Source organism: Caulobacter sp. P1_D6 (assembly GCF_056406095.1).
In genome coordinates, this window is sequence record NZ_JBFUAW010000021.1 from 45,520 (window position 1) to 63,953 (window position 18,434).

Below are 18,434 nucleotides of genomic sequence, written 5' to 3' on the forward strand. Positions count from 1 at the left end.
CCGAAAGACAGGTTTCTCCAGACATCGGCGCCCCAATGCGTTCTGACATCTCCACCAAGGTCAGCCTCACGGTTGTGGCGGCCTTCATGACCCTGTTGCTGGCCTTGCTGGCCATCGTCGGCAAGAACTCGCTCGACTTCGCCAAGTCGCAGGCGGTCAGCCAGCAAGAGGCGAGCATGCGCGTGGCCTGGGACGCGGTGGGCGGCAAGGGCGCGGCCTTCGCGCGCGACGGCGACAAGCTGACGGTGGGCGGCAAGGCGCTGAACGGCGACATCGCCACGGTCGACCACGTCAAGGACATGGTCGGCGGCACGATGACCATCTTCATGGGCGACACCCGCATCGCCACCAACGTCCAGAAGCCGGACGGCAGCCGGGGCGTCGGCACGCCCCTGGCCAAGGGCCCGGTCTACGACTCGGTGCTGGGCCGGGGCGAGCCCTATCGCGGCGAGACCAAGGTGCTGGGCAAGCCGTACTTCGCCGCCTACGACCCGATCAAGAACGCCTCGGGCGAGGTGATCGGCATCCTCTATGTCGGCGTGGCCAAGGCCGACTATTTCCAGCCGGTCTATCGTCAGCTGATCTGGCTGGCCGTGGCCGGCGTGGTGCTGGCCGGCCTCGGCGTCGCCGCCTCGGTGACCGTGGTCCGCCGCCAGCTGTCGCCGTTGCGCGACCTGCGCGACGCCATGAAGCGGGTGATGGGCGGCGATCTGACCGTCGCCCTGTCGTTCGCCGGCCGCCGCGACGACATCGGCCTGATGGCCGACGCGGTCCACGCGTTCCGCGACGAGGCCCGCGAGAAGGGCCGCATCGAGGCCGACGCCGAAAGCCATCGCCAGGCCGCCGAGGCCGAGCGCCGCCTGTCCGCCGATCGCGACAGCCAGCAGGCCGAGCAGCAGGCCCTGGTGGTCTCGCGCCTGGCCCATGGCCTGGACCGTCTGTCGGCCGGCGACCTGACCGTGCGCCTGACCGAGGCCTTCGCTCCCGACTACGAGCGCCTGCGCGCCGACTTCAACCAGGCCGTCGAACGCTTGGAGCGGGCGCTAGGCGCGGTGATCTCCGCCGTGGGCGGCCTGACCTCGGGCGCCAACGGCATCGCGGGCGCGGCCGGCGACCTGTCGGCCCGCAGCGAGCAGCAGGCCGCCAGCCTGGAAGAGGCCGCCGCGGCCCTGACCGAAATCACCAACGCCGTCCGCGTGGCCGCCGACGGCGCGCGCGGCGCCCGCGAGGCGGTCAGCCAGGCCCAGGCCGAGGCCGGCCGCTCGCGCACCGTCGTCGACGAAACCATCCAGGCAATCAGCGGCATCGAGGCCTCCTCGCACCAAGTGGCCCAGATCATCGGCGTGATCGACGAGATCGCCTTCCAGACCAACCTGCTGGCCCTGAACGCCGGCGTCGAAGCCGCGCGTGCGGGCGACGCCGGTCGCGGTTTCGCGGTCGTGGCGCAGGAAGTGCGGGCCCTGGCTCAGCGCTCGGCCGACGCGGCCAAGGAGATCAAGGTCCACATCGCCGACTCCGCCCGCCAGGTCGAGGCCGGCGTCGTGCTGGTGGGCCGCACCGGCGAGGCCCTGCAGAAGATCGCCGGTCAGGTCGGAGCCATCGACGGGGTGATCGGCCAGATCGCCGCCTCGGCCGCCGAGCAGGCTTCGGGCCTGTCGGAGGTCAATATCGCCGTCAGCCACATGGACCAGGCCACCCAGAAGAACGCCGCCATGGTCAACCGCTCGGCCGCCGACAGCATGACCCTGGTGCGCGAGGTCGAGGGCCTAGCCGCCCTGATCAGCCATTTCAAAGTGGGCGCGGCTAGCGCTGATCGGTCTGGCGCTCGGCCTGCTTCCGACGCTCGTCGGCCTTCCGCGCATCGTCCAGCCGCTTAAGAGCCTGCTGCTCGGCCGATTTCTGTCGGCCTAGCCCGTCCTGCCCGGCCCCGCCGACCCACGGGATGTCCTTCATCGTTCCCGGACCTTCGCGGCTGCGATGGTCCACGCCGACGCCCATCGGCGCGTCGCGATAGGCGCGGTCGGCCTGCTGCCTGAGCGCCTGGGCGTCGAAGCCTCGTCGCTTACCGGCGTCCATCGGCGCGTCGTAGACAGGCGCGTTGCGGGCCGTCTCGCCGAATTTCTCGTCGCAATGCTCCTGCTCACGCCGGTTGAGGCCGACCGCATCGGCGTTGGCGCAGCCGGCGGCGCTGCCGCGCAAGGCGGTGCGAAGATCGCCGCGCGGGCCTTCCGGCAGCGGCGCGGGATGGGCTCCGGTCTCGCGGTTGGCGGGGGCGGGCGGCCCGGGAGCCGGCGCGACGCCCAGCGGCCTCACCCAGGGCGGCGCGACCAGGCGCGGCGCGCGCGGTTGCACGGGCAGGGCCGCGGCGGCGCGGTCGGGGCTGGCGACGGTCTCCGGCGCGAGCCGTCGAGGCACGAGCTCGCGCTCCAGGGTGACGCTGATGGCGTCCTCGTCGTTGGACCGGTCCTGGAAGCGCGCCACCACCGGCCAGCCCAGGACGGCCAGGATCACGGCGTGCAGCAGCAGGGACCCGCAGAAGACGGCGCCGTTTCTCAACCGGGTTCTGCGCGCCGCGTTCTGGGACAAGGACAAACTCGACAGGAGCAAGGGCGCGAGGTTTGCCACCGCAAGTGGCGAAACCGTGGCCCGCGAACGTTAGATGGGTTTCCCGACCGCTTGCGCCACTAGGGTTTTCGGGGATAGGTCCCCGGGACGACGACCCATCCGGCGGCGGCGAAAGCGTGGCCGTCAGAGGGCTGTTGACCGACCTAAACCCGCGATTTGACTCGGCATTGACGTGGAAGACGTTCGCGAGTAGTTTCCGCGCTCTTTTCGAGGCGGACCCTGTCCGTCCTGATGAGCGCCCGTCCCTTACCCGACGGATAGCCCGCCGGAACGCCTTCCGCGTCCCGGCGAGTTTCGTGTTTATCAGGTCCCCCTCCGGGGCCGAGACAAGCCGGAATAAAAACGACAAGGACCCTGAAGCGCTTCGGCCGAAAGGCACACGCTTCCATCAGAGCAGAGACTTAATGCCTACCGTCAACCAGCTCATCCGCAAACCGCGCCAGCCTAAGCCGGTCCGGAACAAGGTGCCCGCCCTGAAGGGCTGCCCCCAACGTCGCGGCGTTTGCACGCGCGTCTACACGACGACCCCGAAGAAGCCGAACTCGGCTCTGCGTAAGGTCGCCAAGGTCCGTCTGACCACCGGCATCGAAGCCGTTTGCTACATCCCGGGCGAAGGCCACAACCTGCAGGAGCACTCGGTGGTGCTCATCCGCGGCGGCCGCGTCAAGGACTTGCCCGGCGTCCGCTATCACATCCTGCGCGGCGTCCTCGACACCCAAGGGGTCAAGGATCGTAAGCAGCGTCGTTCGCTCTACGGCGCCAAGCGTCCGAAGTAAGGAATAGAAGAAGATGTCCCGCCGCCGTCGCGCCGAGAAACGCCAAGTCCTGCCGGATCCCAAGTTTGGAGATCTGATTGTCACGAAGTTCATGAACTACGTGATGTACGAGGGCAAAAAAGCCGTCGCCGAAAACATCATCTATGGTGCTTTCGACATCCTGGAAAACAAGCGCAAGGACCAAGGTCCGCTTGAGACCTTCCACTCCGCCCTGGACAACGTCGCCCCGGCGATCGAAGTCCGGTCGCGTCGCGTCGGCGGCGCCACCTACCAGGTGCCCGTGGAAGTCCGTCCGGACCGTCGCCGTGCGCTGGCCATCCGTTGGCTGGTGACCGCCGCCCGCAAGCGCGGCGAGAACACCATGACCGAAAAGCTGGCCGGTGAGCTGCTCGACGCCTCCAACAACCGCGGCACCGCGGTGAAGAAGCGCGAAGACACGCACAAGATGGCTGAAGCCAACCGGGCGTTCTCGCACTACCGCTGGTAACCTTTCTTACCAGCACTCTTTCAGGCGCGGGCGGTTTGAGATAAACCGCCCGCGCCGCACGTTTAAATGTCCCTGCCCCAGCTTGGGGCCGGGCTGTCACGCAGAGCTAGATCCATGGCCCGCCAGCATAAAATCGAAGACTACCGTAACTTCGGCATCATGGCGCACATCGACGCCGGAAAGACGACGACGACCGAGCGGATCCTGTATTACACGGGTAAGTCGCACAAGATCGGCGAAGTCCACGACGGCGCCGCGACCATGGACTGGATGGACCAGGAACAAGAGCGCGGCATCACCATCACGTCGGCCGCGACGACCGCTTTCTGGAAAGACAAGCGCCTCAACATCATCGACACCCCCGGACACGTCGACTTCACGATTGAAGTCGAGCGCTCGCTCCGCGTGCTCGACGGCGCCGTGGCGGTGCTGGACGGCAACGCCGGCGTTGAGCCGCAGACGGAAACCGTCTGGCGCCAGGCCGACAAGTATCGCGTTCCGCGCATCGTCTTCGTCAACAAGATGGACAAGATCGGCGCCGACTTCGACAAGTCGGTCGAGTCGATCCGCGACCGCCTGGGCGCCAAGGCCGTTCCGATCCAATTCCCGATCGGCTCGGAAACCACCCTCAGCGGCCTGGTCGACCTGGTCCGCATGAAGGCCGTCATCTGGGACAACGACGCCCTGGGCGCCAACTTCCGCGACGAAGAAATCCCGGCCGACCTGCTGGACAAGGCCAAGGAAGCCCACGCTTACCTGGTCGAAGCCGCCGTCGAGCTCGACGACGACGCCATGGAAGCCTATCTGGGCGGCGAAGAGCCCTCGGAAGCCGTGCTGAAGAAGTGCATCCGCAAGGCCGTGCTGACCGGCGCCTTCTATCCGATCCTCTGCGGCTCGGCCTTCAAGAACAAGGGCGTGCAGACGCTCCTGGACGCCGTCGTCGACTACCTGCCGTCGCCGCTGGACATCCCGCCGACCAAGGGCATCGACTTCAAGACCGAAGAAGAAGTCGTGCGTCGCGCTTCGGACGAAGAGCCGCTGTCGGTTCTGGCGTTCAAGATCATGGACGACCCCTTCGTTGGTTCGCTGACCTTCTGCCGCATCTATTCGGGCAAGCTGGAAACCGGCATGAGCCTGCTGAACGCCACGCGCGACAAGCGCGAGCGCGTCGGCCGCATGCTGCTCATGCACTCCAACAACCGCGAAGACATCAAGGAAGCCTTCGCCGGCGACATCGTCGCCCTGGCCGGCCTGAAGGAAACCCGCACCGGCGACACCCTGTGCGATCCCCTGAAGTCGCCGGTCATCCTGGAGCGCATGGAATTCCCGGCCCCGGTCATCGAGATCGCCGTGGAGCCCAAGTCCAAGGCCGACCAGGAAAAGCTGGGCGTCGCCCTGGCCAAGCTGGCCGCCGAGGATCCGTCCTTCACCGTCTCGACCGACTTCGAAAGCGGTCAGACGATCCTGAAGGGCATGGGCGAACTGCACCTGGACATCAAGATCGACATCCTGAAGCGGACCTACAAGGTCGAAGCCAACATCGGCGCGCCGCAGGTTGCCTATCGCGAAAGCCTGGGTAAGCGGGCCGAGATCGACTACACCCACAAGAAGCAGACCGGCGGTACGGGCCAGTTCGCCCGCGTCATGATCACCTTCGAACCGGGCGAGCCGGGTTCGGGCTTCGTGTTCGAAAACTCGATCGTCGGCGGCGCGGTGCCGAAGGAATACATCCCCGGCGTCGAAAAGGGCCTGATGTCCGTGAAGGACAACGGCCTGCTGGCCGGCTTCCCGCTGATCGACTTCAAGGCGACCCTGACGGACGGCAAGTACCACGACGTCGACTCCAGCGTGCTGGCGTTCGAAATCGCGTCGCGCGCCGCCTTCAAGGAACTGCGTGAAAAGGGCGCTCCCAAGCTGCTCGAGCCGATCATGGCCGTCGAGGTCGTGACCCCGGAAGAGTACCTGGGTTCGGTCATCGGCGACCTGAATGCTCGCCGTGGCATGATCCAGGGCCAAGACATGCGCGGCAACGCCACGGTGGTGAACGCCTTCGTGCCGCTGGCCAACATGTTCGGCTACGTGAACACCCTGCGCGGCATGAGCCAAGGCCGCGCCCAGTTCACCATGCAGTACGACCACTACGAGCCGGTGCCGCAACACGTCGCCGACGAAGTGATCAAGAAGTACGCGTAAGCTTTTTCCCCGAAAAAAGCGTACGAGATGAATAGGACGGGCTCTGATGAGCCCGTCCGCCCACCACCCCAGAAGTTCAACCATTGAAGGCCCCTCTGGGGTCCTGGAGCTAAGAAAATGGCCAAGGAAAAGTTCGAACGTAACAAGCCGCACTGCAACATCGGCACGATTGGTCACGTTGACCATGGCAAGACGACGTTGACGGCCGCGATCACCATCATCCTGGCCAAGTCGGGTGGTGCGACCGCGAAGAACTACGCCGACATTCGGCCGCCGACGGCCCGATGCCGCAGACCCGCGAGCACATCCTGCTGGCCCGTCAGGTCGGCGTGCCGGCCCTGGTCGTGTACATGAACAAGGTCGACCTGGTCGACGACGCCGAGCTGCTCGAGCTGGTCGAGATGGAAGTGCGCGAGCTGCTTTCGTCGTACGACTTCCCGGGCGACGACATCCCGATCACCAAGGGTTCGGCCAAGGTCGCCATCGACGGCGGCGACCCGGTCATCGGCGAGCAGTCGATCCTGGAACTGATGACCACGGTCGACACCTACATCCCGCAGCCCGATCGTCCGATCGACCTGCCGTTCCTGATGCCGGTCGAAGACGTGTTCTCGATCTCGGGCCGCGGCACCGTGGTCACGGGCCGCGTCGAAAAGGGCATCGTGAAGGTCGGTGAGGAAGTCGAGATCGTCGGCATCCGTCCGGTCCAGAAGACGACCTGCACGGGCGTCGAGATGTTCCGCAAGCTGCTGGACCAAGGTCAAGCCGGCGACAACGTGGGCGTGCTGCTGCGCGGCACCAAGCGCGAAGACGTCGAGCGCGGCCAAGTGCTGTGCAAGCCCGGTTCGATCACCCCGCACACCAAGTTCGTGGCCGAAGCCTACATCCTGACCAAGGAAGAAGGCGGCCGTCACACCCCGTTCTTCACCAACTACCGYCCGCAGTTCTACTTCCGCACCACGGACGTGACCGGGATCATCAAGCTGCGCGAAGGCGTGGAAATGATCATGCCGGGCGACAACGCCGAGCTGGACGTCGAGCTGATCACCCCGATCGCCATGGACCAAGGCCTGCGCTTCGCCATCCGCGAAGGCGGCCGCACCGTCGGCGCCGGCGTCGTGGCCAAGATCGTCGAGTAGGTCTCGGCTTTCTGACTACAGCTGATCCAAGCGAAGGCCCCGAAGGAAACTCCGGGGCCTTTTGCTATTCCGGTCCTCCCCTGTGGGGGAGGTGTCGGCGAAGCCGACGGAGGGGGAGTGATCGGCGAGCGAGGTCAACGACCATAAACTTCCCCCCACCGATCGCTGCGCGATCGCCTCACCCATAGGGGGAGGGACTACGCCGTCGTCACGGGCTCGGACAGATAGGCGTGGATCGCGGCCACCACCTGGGCGCCTTCACCGACCGCCGCCGCCACGCGCTTGACCGAACCGGCCCGCACGTCGCCGATCGCGAACACGCCGGGGCGGCTGGTCTGCAGGGACGGATGGCCCGGCGACAGGTCCTGGCCGGTGCGCACGAAGCCGTGGTTGTCCAGCTCGACCCGGCATTGGGTCAGCCAGGACGTGTTGGGTGCGGCGCCGATGAACAGGAAGAGGTGACTGAGCTCGCAGCGGTCCTCCTCGCCAGTGTCGAGATCGCGGAAGCGGACCGCTCGCAGCTGGCCGTCCTCGCCCTCCAGTTCGAAGATTTCGTTGCGGGTGACGACCTCGATATTGGGCAGGCCCTCGATCCGCTCGATCAGGTAACGCGACATGCTGGCCGCCAGGCTCTTGCCGCGGATCACCAGCCAGACCTTCTTGACCTGGCTGGCCAGATAGACCGCCGCCTGGCCCGCCGAGTTGCCGGCCCCGACCAGGGCGACCTCCTGGCCGGCGCACAGCTTGGCCTCGAGCGGCGAGGCCCAGTAGTGGACGCTGCTGCCTTCGAACTGGTCGAGGTTGGCCACGTCCAGCCGCCGGTAGCGGGCGCCGCTGGCGATCACCACGGTCTTGGCCTGGGTGGTTTCGCCGCTGACCAGCTTCAGGTGATAACCGCCCAGGCCCCCATTCCCATTGGCGTCGCCCTCGCAGTCCAGCGTCGCCACCTCGTCGGGGATAGCCAGATTGGCGCCGAACTTCTGGGCCTGATTGTAGGCGCGGGCCATCAGGGCCATGCCCGAGACGCCGGTGGGGAAGCCCAGATAGTTCTCGATCCGCGCCGAGGCCCCGGCCTGGCCGCCGAACGCCCGGGTGTCCAGCACCAGCACCGACAGGCCTTCGGAGGCGGCGTAGACCGCCGTCGCCAAGCCGGCCGGACCGGCCCCGACCACGGCCACGTCGTAGACATGGCTCGGATCCAGGTCGCCGACCATGCCGATGCAGCGCGCCAGCTCGGCGTTGGACGGATGGCGCAGGATCTGGCCGCCGGGACACAGCACGATCGGCAGCTCGGCCTCGTCGATCGAGAACCGCTGGATCAGCACCTTGGCGCAGTCGATCTTGTCGGGGTCCAGGTGCTGGTAGGGATGGCCGTTGCGGCCGAGGAAGCCCGACAGTCGGATGACCTCGCCGTCGTTGGTTCGGCCGATGATCACCGGGCCGCCGGCCCCCGTTTCCAGCAGCCCGACCCGACGCAGGATCAGGGCCCGCATGATCCGCTCGCCCAGTTCCGCCTCGGCGATCAGCACCGCGCGCAGGCGGTCGGGCTTGATGCGCAGGACTTCCAGGTCGGTCAGGGCCTCGACGTCGACCAGCGACGGGCGGTTCGACAGCTGGGCCAGCTCGCCGATGAACTGGCCGGGCTCATGCTCGACGATCATGTGGCTCTCGTCGTGGGCGTCGCGCCGGCTGATGCGGGCGCGGCCCTCGAGGATCACCATCAATCCGGGCGAGACCTCGCCGGCCCTGGCCAGCACGGCCCCGGCCTTGGCGTGGGCGATATCGCCGAAGCGGCGGATGCGGTCGATTTCCTCCGGCGCCAAGCTGGGGAACATCTGATCGCGGCGGGTGTCGATGACGGCCATGACCCTAGAGTGCGTCAGGACGGGCGAGCGGTCATCCTACAACCGCGTCGGATTTGAACGTTCCTGCCGTGATGTGCGCTCTTGGACGCGGGAGCACCGAAGCAGTAGAGTCCGGGTCATGTCGAAAGCCGCCGTTCAACGTCGTTCCGCCACCCAGTGGCGGGTCGGGGCCGGGTCCGAGACCATCGCCCGCGCCACTCCTCAGGAAGTCGCCGTGGGCCTGTCGTTCGACGGCCGGCCGCATACGGTGCTGATGGCCACGCCGGCCGACGTCGCGGACCTGGCGATGGGCTTCACCGTGACCGAAGCGGTGGCGCGGGCCGAGGATATCCTTGGGATCGAGGTCACCGGCACGGAGCTCGGCATCCTGGCCGACGTGAAGCTCAGGCCCGGCGCGATCCAGCGCAAGGCCCGGCCGCGCACGCTGGAGGGCCGCTCCAGCTGCGGGCTGTGCGGGGTGCAGCGCCTGGCCGACGCCGTGCGGCCGCTGCCCCAGATCGAAGGCGGGGTGAAGATTTCGCACCAGGCGGTGCAGCGCGCGATCGAGGGCCTGGACGCGGCCCAGGCCCTGGGGCGGCTGACCCGCGCCACCCATGCGGCGGCCTTCGCCGACGCGGACGGGGCGCTGGTCCTGATCCGCGAGGACGTCGGCCGTCACAACGCCCTGGACAAGCTGGCCGGCGCCATGGCGGCCGGCGACCACCGGGCCATCGGCGGCTTCGTGCTGGTCACCAGCCGGTGCTCGTTCGAGATGGTCGAGAAGACCGTTCGGATGGGCTGTTCGATCCTGGTGGCGGTGTCGGCGCCGACCGACCTGGCGATCCGCCGGGCCGAGGAGTCGGGCCTGACCCTGGTCGCCCTGGCCCGCGCCGACGGCCATACGGTCTTCACCTATCCCGAGCGCCTGCTCGACACCGTTCCGGAACCCGCGTGATGGCCGATGACTCCAAATCCAACGCGGGCATCCCCGGCATCCACCGCTACGACAACGCCGCCGGCGGCTGGGGCGCGCTGAAGGCGGTGGCCGGGGCGCTGACCGACCAGGAAACGGTGATCGAGGGCGGCAAGACCCTGCTGCGCGCCAACCAGCCCGAGGGCTTCGACTGCCCCGGCTGCGCCTGGCCCGATCCCAAGCACACCAGTTCGTTCGAGTTCTGCGAGAACGGGGCCAAGGCCGTGGCCTGGGAGGCGACGACCAAGCGCGCCACGCCCGAGGCGTTCGCGGCCCACACCGTCACCGAGCTGAAGACCTGGAGCGACCACGCCCTGGAGGACCTGGGCCGGCTGACCCATCCGATGGCCTACGACAAGGCGACGGACCGCTACCTGCCCATCGCCTGGGACGAGGCGTTCGCGCGGACCGCCGACGCCCTGCGCGCGCTGGATCACCCCAACCAGGCCGAGTTCTACGCCTCGGGCCGGGCCTCCAACGAGGCGGCGTTCCTGTTTCAGCTGCTGGGCCGGCGGGTGGGGACCAACAATTTCCCCGACTGCTCGAACATGTGCCACGAGCCGACCAGCGTCGGCCTGCCGGACTCCATCGGCATGGGCAAGGGTTCGGTGACGCTGGAGGACTTCGACCACGCCGACCTGATCCTCAGCTTCGGCCACAACCCCGGCACCAACCATCCGCGGATGATGACCACTCTGCGCGACGCCGCCAGGCGCGGCGCGACGATCCTGGCCTTCAATCCTCTGAAGGAGCGGGCGCTGGAGAAATTCGCCTCGCCGCAGGACCCGGTCGAGATGGCGACGCTGACCTCGACGCCGATCGCCTCGGCCTATTACCAGCTGACCGTCGGCGGCGACGCCCTGGCGGTTCAGGGCATGATGAAGGCCGTGCTGGTCCTGGACGCCGAGAGCCAGGGCACCGTCCTGGACCATGCCTTCATCGCCGAACACACCGAGGGCTTCGAGATGGTGAAGGCCATCGTCGAAGGCTTGAGCTGGGACGAGATCGAGGCGAGCTCGGGCCTGTCGCGGGCCCAGATCGAGGAAGCGGCCCGGGCCTATGCGGCCGCCAAGGCCACGATCCTCTGCTACGGCATGGGCCTGACCCAGCACCGCAGCTCTTCCAGCACCGTGCAGCAGCTGGTCAATCTGCTGCTGCTGAAGGGCAATATCGGCCGGCCGGGGGCGGGGATCTGTCCGTTGCGGGGCCATTCCAACGTCCAGGGCGACCGCACGGTCGGCATCTGGGAGAAGCCTTCGGCCGCCTTCCTGGACTCCATGGACCGGGTGTTCGCCTTCAAGTCGCCGCGCGAGCACGGCCACACGGTGGTCGAGACCATCGCGGCCATGGAGGCGGGCGAGGCCAAGGTGTTCGTCGGGCTGGGCGGCAACTTCGCCGTCGCCGCGCCGGACCCGACCCGCACCTTCGCGGCGTTCCAGAAGGTCGGCCTGACCGTCCACGTCGCCACCAAGCTGAACCGCACCCACCTGCTGCATGGCGCGGAAAGCCTGCTGCTGCCGTGCCTCGGGCGCACCGAAATGGACCTGCAGGCGGGTGTGCGCCAGGCGGTGACGGTCGAGGACTCGATGTCGATGGTCCACGCCTCGCGCGGCCTCAATCCCCCGGCCTCGGACCAGCTGAAGTCCGAGCCCGCCATCGTCGCCGGGATCGGCGCGGCCCTGTTCGGACCGGACGACATCGTCGACTGGCCGGGCCTTGCCGCCGATTACGACAGGATCCGCGACCTGATCGAGGCGGTCTTTCCCGAGGCCTTCGCCAATTATAATGAGCGCGTGCGCCAGCCGGGCGGCTTCCGCCTGCCCGTGCCGCCGTCCGACCGGGTGTGGAAGACGCCCAGCGGCAAGGCCCAGTTCCTGGCCCACCGCCATGACGGCCGCGACGCCCGGCGCGGCGACGCCGACGTGCTGCTGCTGACCACCCTGCGCAGCCACGACCAGTACAACACCACGATCTACGGCCAGAACGACCGCTATCGCGGGGTGTTCGGCCGCCGCGACGTGGTCTTCGCCCATCCCGACGACATCGCCGCGCGGGGCCTGAAGGCCGGCGACCGCATCGACCTGACGGCGGCGTTCGACGACACCGGGCGGCGGGCCGTGCGCGGCTTCACCCTGGTGGAGCGCGATATCCCGCGCGGCTGCCTCGCCGCCTACTATCCCGAGGCCAACGYCCTGGTGGCGCTGGAGGATCACGACCGGCGCAGCGGCACGCCGGCCTACAAGTCGGTTCCGGTCCGGCTGGCCGCCCACGCGGGCTGAAATTTCGCGGCAACCTTTACCCTTTGGTCGCCACCCCATGCCTAAGGTTGCACCGCCGTAGGGGGGAATTGTCCGTCGTGGACACGCGTATCGAAGTCGAGGCCGTCAAGGTCGCCGAGTTGGGGGAGGGCGAGCGCACGCTCTGGCGCGCCCTGCGCGCGGCCCATCCGCATCTGGGCAGTCCCTATTTCGACCTGCGCTATGTCGAGGCAGCCGAACGCGTCTCGCCCGAGGGCGGGGTCGGGGTGATCCGGCGTGGCGGACGGGTCGTCGGCTTCTTCCCGTTCCAGCGACGCGGCGGCGCGCTGCAGCCGCTGGGCGCGCCGATGAGCGACTTCCACGGCCTGATCGCCGATCCCGCCGAGGGCTTGGACCTGGGGCAGGTCGTGCGAGCCCTGGGCGGACGCCGCCTGCGGGTCAGCGGGCTGGTCGGCGCGCCGGTCCAGCCGGGCCTGCAGGCTCGCCGCGCGATGATCGCCGATCTCTCGAACGGCTTCGAGGCCTATCAGGCCGGACGGGCGTCGGCCTTCCTGAAGGACAAGCGCCGGCGGATGCGGGCGCTGGAGCGCGATCACGGCGCGGTGCGGTTCGACTTCGATCGACCCTCGCCGGCGCTGCTGGAGCGGGTGATCTCCGAGAAGCGCGCCCAGATCCGCCGCACGCACCAGCACGACATCTTCGCCTGCGGTTGGACGACCCGTCTGCTGCACGACCTGGACACCGTGGCCGACGCCGATTTCGGCCTGCGCCTGGCGGTGTTGCGGGCTGGTGACGTGGTGGTGGCCGCCGAGCTGGGGCTGACCAGCGGTGACCGGCATCACCTGTGGTTCCCGATCTACGACCCCGACTATGCGCGCTATTCGCCAGGGGCGCTGATGACCCTGGAGACGCTGCGGGTCTGCGCCGAGCGCGGGATCGCACGCGTCGACTTCGGCCCCAGCGAAGAGGCCTACAAGGAAGACTTCGCCGATCCCGCCGAGCCGGCCCTGGAAGGGCTGATCACGCCGCATGCGCCTTTGGTGGCCCGCGTGGCCGACCTGCCCGGCGGCCGCCGGATCGCGGCGGCCGGAACCCGGTTGAGCCGACGCTTCGACCGCATCGCCGCCTGCGAACCCGGCCTGGCCGGCCAGATCAAGGGCGCCTCGTCCTTGGTCGCGGGCCTGACCGTTCGCCATCGCCGCCTTACCGGAACCGTGGGCGCGGGACTGGGGCTCGGCCTGGGCCTCGGGCTCGGCCTGGCCTTGCTCGCCGAATGAAGGAGCCTGTCATGTCCAGCCTCATCGCCGACTGGTCGGCCGACCAGAAGTCCGCCTTCGGCAAGACGCCGATCACCTTCCGCCATGGCCTGGCCGAGACCGGCCTGTTCGACGACGAGCCCCTGGCGCGCCTGCTCGACGCCTATCCGGCCGAGCTCTACGACATCAACCTGTTCGATTTCGACGACGAGGGCCAGGCCACCATGCGCACCGGCGCGCGCGGCCGTCTGCCGGGGCGCGAAGTGCTGGAAGGGGTCAAGCAGGGCCGGATCTGGGTGCAGCTGCGCCGGGCCGAGGCCTGGTATCCCGAACTGGGTGTCCTGATCGCCAAGGCCTTCGCCGAGATCAGCCGCCAGGCGCCGGGCTTCAAGCCGATCCAACTGAACGGCCAGCTGATCATGTCGGCCCCGCAGGCCAAGGTGCCGTTCCACGCCGACGCGCCGGGCGTGGCGCTGTTCCACATCCGCGGCCGCAAGCGGATCTGGATCTATCCGAACGACGAGGCGCACATGCCCCAGCAGGGCATGGAGAACATCGCGCTCAAGCAACAGACCGAGGACCTGCCGTACCACCGGGCGATGGACGCCCAGGCCCAGGTCTTCGACCTGGAGCCCGGCATGGCCGTTGCCTGGCCGCTGCACGCCCCGCACCGGATCGAGAACCAGGGCACGTTCAACGTCTCGCTGTCGGTGGACTACCAGACCTGGGGCTCGCGCCTGACCAATGGCGCACACTACGCCAACGGCGTGCTGCGCCGCTGGGGCGCGCCGGTCGCGCCGATGCGCAAGACGCCCATGGCGGCGCGCGCCGGGCTGTGGGCGGCGTCCCTGGCGATGAAGCGCGTGGGGCTGGTCGAGGACCGCATCAAGGGCTTCGAACGCAGCTTCGAACTGGGCGACGCCAAGGCTTGAACCGGCGCCGCTTGGATTGCGGCCCAATCATGACAAGCGGGTCATGACCTCGAATTAAGTCGTTTCTCGATAAACGCCCGGCTAGCTTTCCCTCAACAACGCTTTTGTTTCGAGGGAACAACCGATGCGCGCTCTTCTGCTTCTGGCGACCGCCGCCGCCGCTCTGGGTTTCGCCGGCGCTGCTTGCGCCGACCCGTCCGTCAAGTTCAAGGACGCCGTGGCCCGGGTCGAGGTGATCCCCGAGGCGCGGTCCGACGTGAAGGTCGAATTCCTGACCACCAACCAGAGCCTGCCGCTGAGCATCCGCCAGAACGGCTCGAACGTGACGGTCGACGGCGGGCTGAAGATGAACCGCATCAACGGCTGCAACACGGTGATGGGCAAGCGCGTGGTCCATGTGCGCGGCGTCGGCGACGTGAAGTGGGAAGACATCCCGCAGGTCGTGGTCCGGGTGCCGATGGATGCCCAGGTCGCCGCCGCCGGCGCGGTGTTCGGCAATGTCGGCCGCAGCGAGCACCTGGAGTTGTCCAACGCCGGCTGCGGGGATTGGACCGTCGCCAACGTCCGGGGCAAGTTCGAGCTGAACCAGGCCGGTTCGGGCGACACCAAGGCCGGCAGCGCCGGCTCGGCCGAGATCAACATCGCCGGCTCCGGCGACGTGAAGACCCAGAACATCGGCGGCGACCTGGAGATCAACATCGCCGGTTCGGGCGGGGTGACCGCCGCCAGCGTCAACGGCAAGCTCGAAGCCAACATCGCCGGCTCCGGCGACGTCACCGTCAGCGGCGGCCGCTCGCGGTCGGTCGAGGTCAGCGTCATGGGCTCGGGCGACGTCGACTTCGGCGGCGAGGCCGACGCGGTCGAGATCTCGGTGGCCGGCTCGGGCGACGTTCGCATCGCCAAGGCCAACGGTCCCGTGCACAAGTCGGTCGCCGGCTCGGGCGACGTGATCATCGGCCGCTAGTCGCCGACTTTCCTGAAGATTGTTCGCCCCGGTCTCTTCGCGGAGATCGGGGCGAACAATATGTGGGACGCCTTCCCACGTTGTGATTTCCCTCGCGCCGACTAGACTGCCGGCAAGTTCATCGAGGGAAGCGGCATGACTCTGCGAGCCTTGGCTCTGATCGGCGCCCTTGCGCTGCCCGTCGCTTCACAGGCCGCCGCGCCCAAGCCGCTCTATCGCGATCCGGCCACCGACGGCGCCGCCGACGTCTCGATCGTGTTCGACAGGGCCCACCGCGAATGGGTGATGTTCTACACCAACCGCCGCGCCACCTTTGAAGCGCCCGATCCCAAGGACGTCGCCTGGGTCCACGCCACGCCGATCGGCATGGCTACCTCCAGGGACGGCATGGCCTGGACCTATGCGGGCGAGGCGAAGATCCCCGCTGAATGCACCGGCGAGACCCTGTGGGCCCCGGAGCTCTATGCCGAGGGCGGCGTCTATCATCTGTGGCTGACCGTCGTGCCGGGCGTCTTCCACCGCTGGGGCGAGAAGGGCGCGACCGCTCGCCTCGTCCATCTGACCAGCAAGGACCTGAAGGCCTGGACCTGCGGCGACACGCCGGACCTGGGCTCGGACCGGGTGATCGACGCCAGCGTGGTCAAGATCGGGAGCCGCTACCGCCTCTGGTACAAGGATGAGCGCAAGGGCAGCCGGATCATGGCCGTCGAAAGTCCCGACCTGGTCCATTGGAAGCCGGTCGGCGACAAGCCCGTGGTCGACATGGCCGCCGAGGGCCCCAAGGTGTTCCGCTTCAAGGGCGCCTGGTGGATGATCGCCGACGCCTGGAAAGGCCTGATCGTCCTGCGCTCCGACGACGCCGAGACCTGGACCCTGCAGTCGAGCCGGCTGCTCGAGCAGCCGGGAACGCAAGCCACCGACACCGCCAAGGGTCAGCACCCGGACGTGGTGGTCAGCGGGGGCAGGGCGTTCCTCTATTACTTCGTCCACCAGTCCAACGAGCCGGAGGCCAAGGCCGACCCGTACTGGGGCCAGCGGACCGTGGTGCAGGTGGCGGAACTGAAGGAGGCGGGCGGTGCGCTGTCGGTCGACCGCGAGGCGCCGGTGGAGGGTGGGCTGACCGCACCGAGGTGAGACGGGTTCGCCGAACCACGCTCTCGCTGCATATATATAAAGTGAAACGCCCCGGAGCCTGAGCTCCGGGGCGTTCCTTTAGTCCGCTATAGGGCGAACGGGTCCGATTTAGCGGACGCCGAAGCCGAACAGGGTGTCGGCGTCGATCAGGTCGGCGCCCGAACGGTCGCGGGTCTTCAGGCTGCCGCCGAAGGTGTAGCGGAAGCCAACCTTCACGGCTTCGGCGTTCAGGTCGGCCAGGTCCTTGGACTCGGTGTGGGTGTACTTGCCGAAGGTCGACCAGCCGGTGTTGGCGAACTTGTATTCGCCGCCGACATTGACGTCCCAGATGTCGGCGTTCAGGCCGGCGTCGCCGTCCAGGTTCGAGTAGCCGGCGCCGGCGTCCAGACGGAAGTCGTCCGAAACGAAGTAGCGGGCTTCGCCGCGGACGGCCCACAGGTCGGCGTCCAGGTCGTTCGACTGGCCGTAGGCGGCCAGGCCGGTCAGGGTGACCTTGTCGAAGTACTTGGAGGCTTCGGCGCCGACGGCCCACAGGGTGTCGTTCGACGGACGCGACAGGGCGGCGAAGCCGCCGACGCGGACGGTGTCGCCGGCGACCAGGGTCGTGGCGTGGGCGGCGGTCGAAGCGACGGTTTCGTCGCTCAGGTCGTTGTCGCTGACCGAGACGTTGCCGTTCAGGGTCACGGTCCAGGCGCCGGTCGGGATGGCGACGTTGCCGTCGACCTTCACCGAGGTGCCATCGGCGTCGAGGCCGGTGGCCTTCACGTCGTTGTAGTTCACGGCGGCGCCGATCGAGCCGACGTTCTGGGCGAAGGCGGGAGCCGAGACGGCCAGCGCCAGGACGGCGGCGGCGGCAAAGAGTTGGGTCTTCATAGTGGGTAATCCCCTTACTGTGTGGCCTCGATCGGCGGGCGGTCGTTTTGGGGAGGGCCGCTCGTCCGTCGAGGCGGCGGATTTATGGAGCTTCGCCCAGGGTCACAAGACCAGCTTGACCGGTCATCGGCGAAATGATGCAGTTTTATGACACTTGCGGAAACGCCTGGAGATTCCTATCGCGAGCGCCCGCACGTTCATGCCCTATAGTCGGCCCTGGAAAGGCATGTTTCATCGATCGACGGTTTATCGCGCCGCAATCGGGTCCTTTATATTAAGGCGGCGCGCCAGGCCGTCGGCCGAGCTTCGGGAGCGTGGCTGGACGACCGTCTTGACCGGTCCGGAACATGCGAACGGGCGAAGGGAAGGGGGCTTTCGTCGCCTTCGAAACAGGCTCTGGAACCGCTTGACGAAAACGATTCTGGCACGTAAAAGCCCCCTTCTGTTGGACCGGCTGTGAGCTTTCGGGCTTAAACGCGGTTCGCGAACGACTGCCGACCGGGCCTTTTAGGGCTCGGTTTTCAGTCACCGGCCCTAGCGGGTGACCGCCGGGGCCTATTTGTTTTGCGGACGCTGCGTTCGGAGTCTCCCCCGGGAGGATCCGAGTTGGTCTTTGAAATGGTTCGAGACGCGGGCGCAGCCCACTAGGAAACCGAGCGATATGGATCGTCAGAACATCCGCATCCGGCTCAAGGCCTTCGATCACCGCGTGTTGGATCATTCCACGCGCGAGATCGTGAACACGGCCAAGCGCACGGGTGCGACGGTACGGGGCCCGATCCCCCTGCCCACGCTTATCGAGAAATTCACGGTCAACCGCTCGCCGCACGTCGACAAGAAGTCGCGCGAGCAGTTCGAGATCCGCACGCACAAGCGCGTCCTCGACATCGTTGATCCGACTCCGCAGACCGTGGACGCGCTGATGAAGCTCGACCTGTCGGCCGGCGTCGACGTCGAAATCAAGCTGTAAGGAGGGCCGA

Annotated in this window: 14 protein-coding genes and 2 pseudogenes; 13 read left to right on the plus strand and 3 right to left on the minus strand. The window is 67.8% G+C overall.

All coding sequences use genetic code 11. The annotated features are described in order from the left end of the window. Positions 1-35: 35 nt before the first annotated feature. Positions 36-1,877, plus strand: a complete 1,842-nt coding sequence (locus AC1DYP_RS13185) for a methyl-accepting chemotaxis protein (RefSeq protein WP_477046712.1) — start codon at positions 36-38, stop codon at positions 1,875-1,877. On the opposite strand, the gene AC1DYP_RS13190 is transcribed toward AC1DYP_RS13185, so the two are convergent. Beyond that, positions 1,804-2,586: a hypothetical protein gene (locus AC1DYP_RS13190; RefSeq protein WP_477046713.1), complete on the minus strand. Its 783-nt coding sequence runs from the start codon at positions 2,584-2,586 to the stop codon at positions 1,804-1,806. The genes AC1DYP_RS13185 and AC1DYP_RS13190 overlap by 74 nt on opposite strands. A 443-nt stretch (positions 2,587-3,029) precedes the next feature. On the opposite strand from AC1DYP_RS13190, the gene rpsL reads away from it, so the two are divergent. The 4 genes and pseudogenes from rpsL to AC1DYP_RS13210 all read left to right on the plus strand — a co-directional run bounded on the left by rpsL (position 3,030) and on the right by AC1DYP_RS13210 (position 7,220). Next, the gene (gene rpsL, locus AC1DYP_RS13195; RefSeq protein WP_007661566.1) at positions 3,030-3,401 is read left to right on the plus strand and encodes a 30S ribosomal protein S12; all 372 of its coding nucleotides are present in this window, start codon (positions 3,030-3,032) and stop codon (positions 3,399-3,401) included. 13 nt (positions 3,402-3,414) lie between these two features. Further along, positions 3,415-3,888 (plus strand): 30S ribosomal protein S7, encoded by a 474-nt coding sequence (gene rpsG / locus AC1DYP_RS13200; protein ID WP_007661568.1) that lies wholly within the window; start codon positions 3,415-3,417, stop codon positions 3,886-3,888. Positions 3,889-4,002: 114 nt separating this feature from the next. Beyond that, positions 4,003-6,081 carry an elongation factor G gene (gene fusA, locus AC1DYP_RS13205; RefSeq protein WP_477046714.1) on the plus strand — a complete coding sequence of 693 codons (2,079 nt, stop codon included), beginning with the start codon at positions 4,003-4,005 and terminating at the stop codon, positions 6,079-6,081. Positions 6,082-6,198: 117 nt separating this feature from the next. Then, positions 6,199-7,220, plus strand: a pseudogene (locus AC1DYP_RS13210) (elongation factor Tu). Between the two features lie 197 nt (positions 7,221-7,417). On the opposite strand, the gene AC1DYP_RS13215 reads toward AC1DYP_RS13210, so the two are convergent. Then, entirely contained in the window at positions 7,418-9,085 is a 1,668-nt protein-coding gene (locus AC1DYP_RS13215; protein WP_477046715.1) for an FAD-dependent oxidoreductase, read from the minus strand. Positions 9,086-9,203: 118 nt separating this feature from the next. Here AC1DYP_RS13215 and fdhD point away from each other — a divergent pair, with 118 nt between their 5' ends. The 6 genes from fdhD to AC1DYP_RS13245 all read left to right on the plus strand — a co-directional run bounded on the left by fdhD (position 9,204) and on the right by AC1DYP_RS13245 (position 16,581). Then, complete coding sequence (gene fdhD / locus AC1DYP_RS13220) at positions 9,204-10,019, plus strand: formate dehydrogenase accessory sulfurtransferase FdhD (protein ID WP_477046716.1); 816 nt, start codon at positions 9,204-9,206, stop codon at positions 10,017-10,019. Next, a complete protein-coding gene (locus AC1DYP_RS13225) occupies positions 10,019-12,316 on the plus strand; it encodes an FdhF/YdeP family oxidoreductase (protein ID WP_477046717.1) in 2,298 nt (765 codons plus the stop codon). The genes fdhD and AC1DYP_RS13225 overlap by 1 nt, the downstream gene beginning before the upstream one ends. Before the next feature lie 77 nt (positions 12,317-12,393). Next, positions 12,394-13,572: a GNAT family N-acetyltransferase gene (locus tag AC1DYP_RS13230; RefSeq protein WP_477046718.1), complete on the plus strand. Its 1,179-nt coding sequence runs from the start codon at positions 12,394-12,396 to the stop codon at positions 13,570-13,572. 11 nt (positions 13,573-13,583) lie between these two features. Next, a complete protein-coding gene (locus AC1DYP_RS13235) occupies positions 13,584-14,483 on the plus strand; it encodes a transcriptional regulator (RefSeq protein ID WP_477046719.1) in 900 nt (299 codons plus the stop codon). A 124-nt stretch (positions 14,484-14,607) separates the two neighbouring features. Beyond that, positions 14,608-15,447 carry a GIN domain-containing protein gene (locus AC1DYP_RS13240; protein WP_477046720.1) on the plus strand — a complete coding sequence of 280 codons (840 nt, stop codon included), beginning with the start codon at positions 14,608-14,610 and terminating at the stop codon, positions 15,445-15,447. A gap of 135 nt (positions 15,448-15,582) precedes the next feature. After that, positions 15,583-16,581 (plus strand): glycoside hydrolase family 43, encoded by a 999-nt coding sequence (locus AC1DYP_RS13245; RefSeq protein ID WP_477046721.1) that lies wholly within the window; start codon positions 15,583-15,585, stop codon positions 16,579-16,581. Between the two features lie 108 nt (positions 16,582-16,689). Here AC1DYP_RS13245 and AC1DYP_RS13250 read toward each other — a convergent pair whose 3' ends face one another. Beyond that, the gene (locus tag AC1DYP_RS13250; protein ID WP_477035528.1) at positions 16,690-17,454 is read right to left on the minus strand and encodes a hypothetical protein; all 765 of its coding nucleotides are present in this window, start codon (positions 17,452-17,454) and stop codon (positions 16,690-16,692) included. Between the two features lie 551 nt (positions 17,455-18,005). Here AC1DYP_RS13250 and AC1DYP_RS13255 point away from each other — a divergent pair. Both AC1DYP_RS13255 and rpsJ read left to right on the plus strand, forming a co-directional pair. Continuing rightward, positions 18,006-18,102: pseudogene (locus tag AC1DYP_RS13255) on the plus strand (hypothetical protein); the annotation flags it as partial. A 13-nt stretch (positions 18,103-18,115) separates the two neighbouring features. Beyond that, a complete protein-coding gene (rpsJ, locus tag AC1DYP_RS13260; protein WP_004616952.1) occupies positions 18,116-18,424 on the plus strand; it encodes a 30S ribosomal protein S10 in 309 nt (102 codons plus the stop codon). Positions 18,425-18,434: the final 10 nt, after the last annotated feature.

What these genes read in the sequence shown, in the direction of transcription:
- rpsL (WP_007661566.1), top strand. Translation starts at nt 3,030, where the DNA reads ATGCCTACCGTCAACCAGCTCATCCGCAAACCGCGCCAGCCTAAGCCG.
- AC1DYP_RS13215 (WP_477046715.1), bottom strand. Translation starts at nt 9,085, where the DNA reads ATGGCCGTCATCGACACCCGCCGCGATCAGATGTTCCCCAGCTTGGCG.
- fdhD (WP_477046716.1), top strand. Translation starts at nt 9,204, where the DNA reads ATGTCGAAAGCCGCCGTTCAACGTCGTTCCGCCACCCAGTGGCGGGTC.
- rpsJ (WP_004616952.1), top strand. Translation starts at nt 18,116, where the DNA reads ATGGATCGTCAGAACATCCGCATCCGGCTCAAGGCCTTCGATCACCGC.
- AC1DYP_RS13235 (WP_477046719.1), top strand. Translation starts at nt 13,584, where the DNA reads ATGTCCAGCCTCATCGCCGACTGGTCGGCCGACCAGAAGTCCGCCTTC.
- AC1DYP_RS13185 (WP_477046712.1), top strand. Translation starts at nt 36, where the DNA reads ATGCGTTCTGACATCTCCACCAAGGTCAGCCTCACGGTTGTGGCGGCC.
- AC1DYP_RS13240 (WP_477046720.1), top strand. Translation starts at nt 14,608, where the DNA reads ATGCGCGCTCTTCTGCTTCTGGCGACCGCCGCCGCCGCTCTGGGTTTC.
- AC1DYP_RS13250 (WP_477035528.1), bottom strand. Translation starts at nt 17,454, where the DNA reads ATGAAGACCCAACTCTTTGCCGCCGCCGCCGTCCTGGCGCTGGCCGTC.
- fusA (WP_477046714.1), top strand. Translation starts at nt 4,003, where the DNA reads ATGGCCCGCCAGCATAAAATCGAAGACTACCGTAACTTCGGCATCATG.
- rpsG (WP_007661568.1), top strand. Translation starts at nt 3,415, where the DNA reads ATGTCCCGCCGCCGTCGCGCCGAGAAACGCCAAGTCCTGCCGGATCCC.
- AC1DYP_RS13245 (WP_477046721.1), top strand. Translation starts at nt 15,583, where the DNA reads ATGACTCTGCGAGCCTTGGCTCTGATCGGCGCCCTTGCGCTGCCCGTC.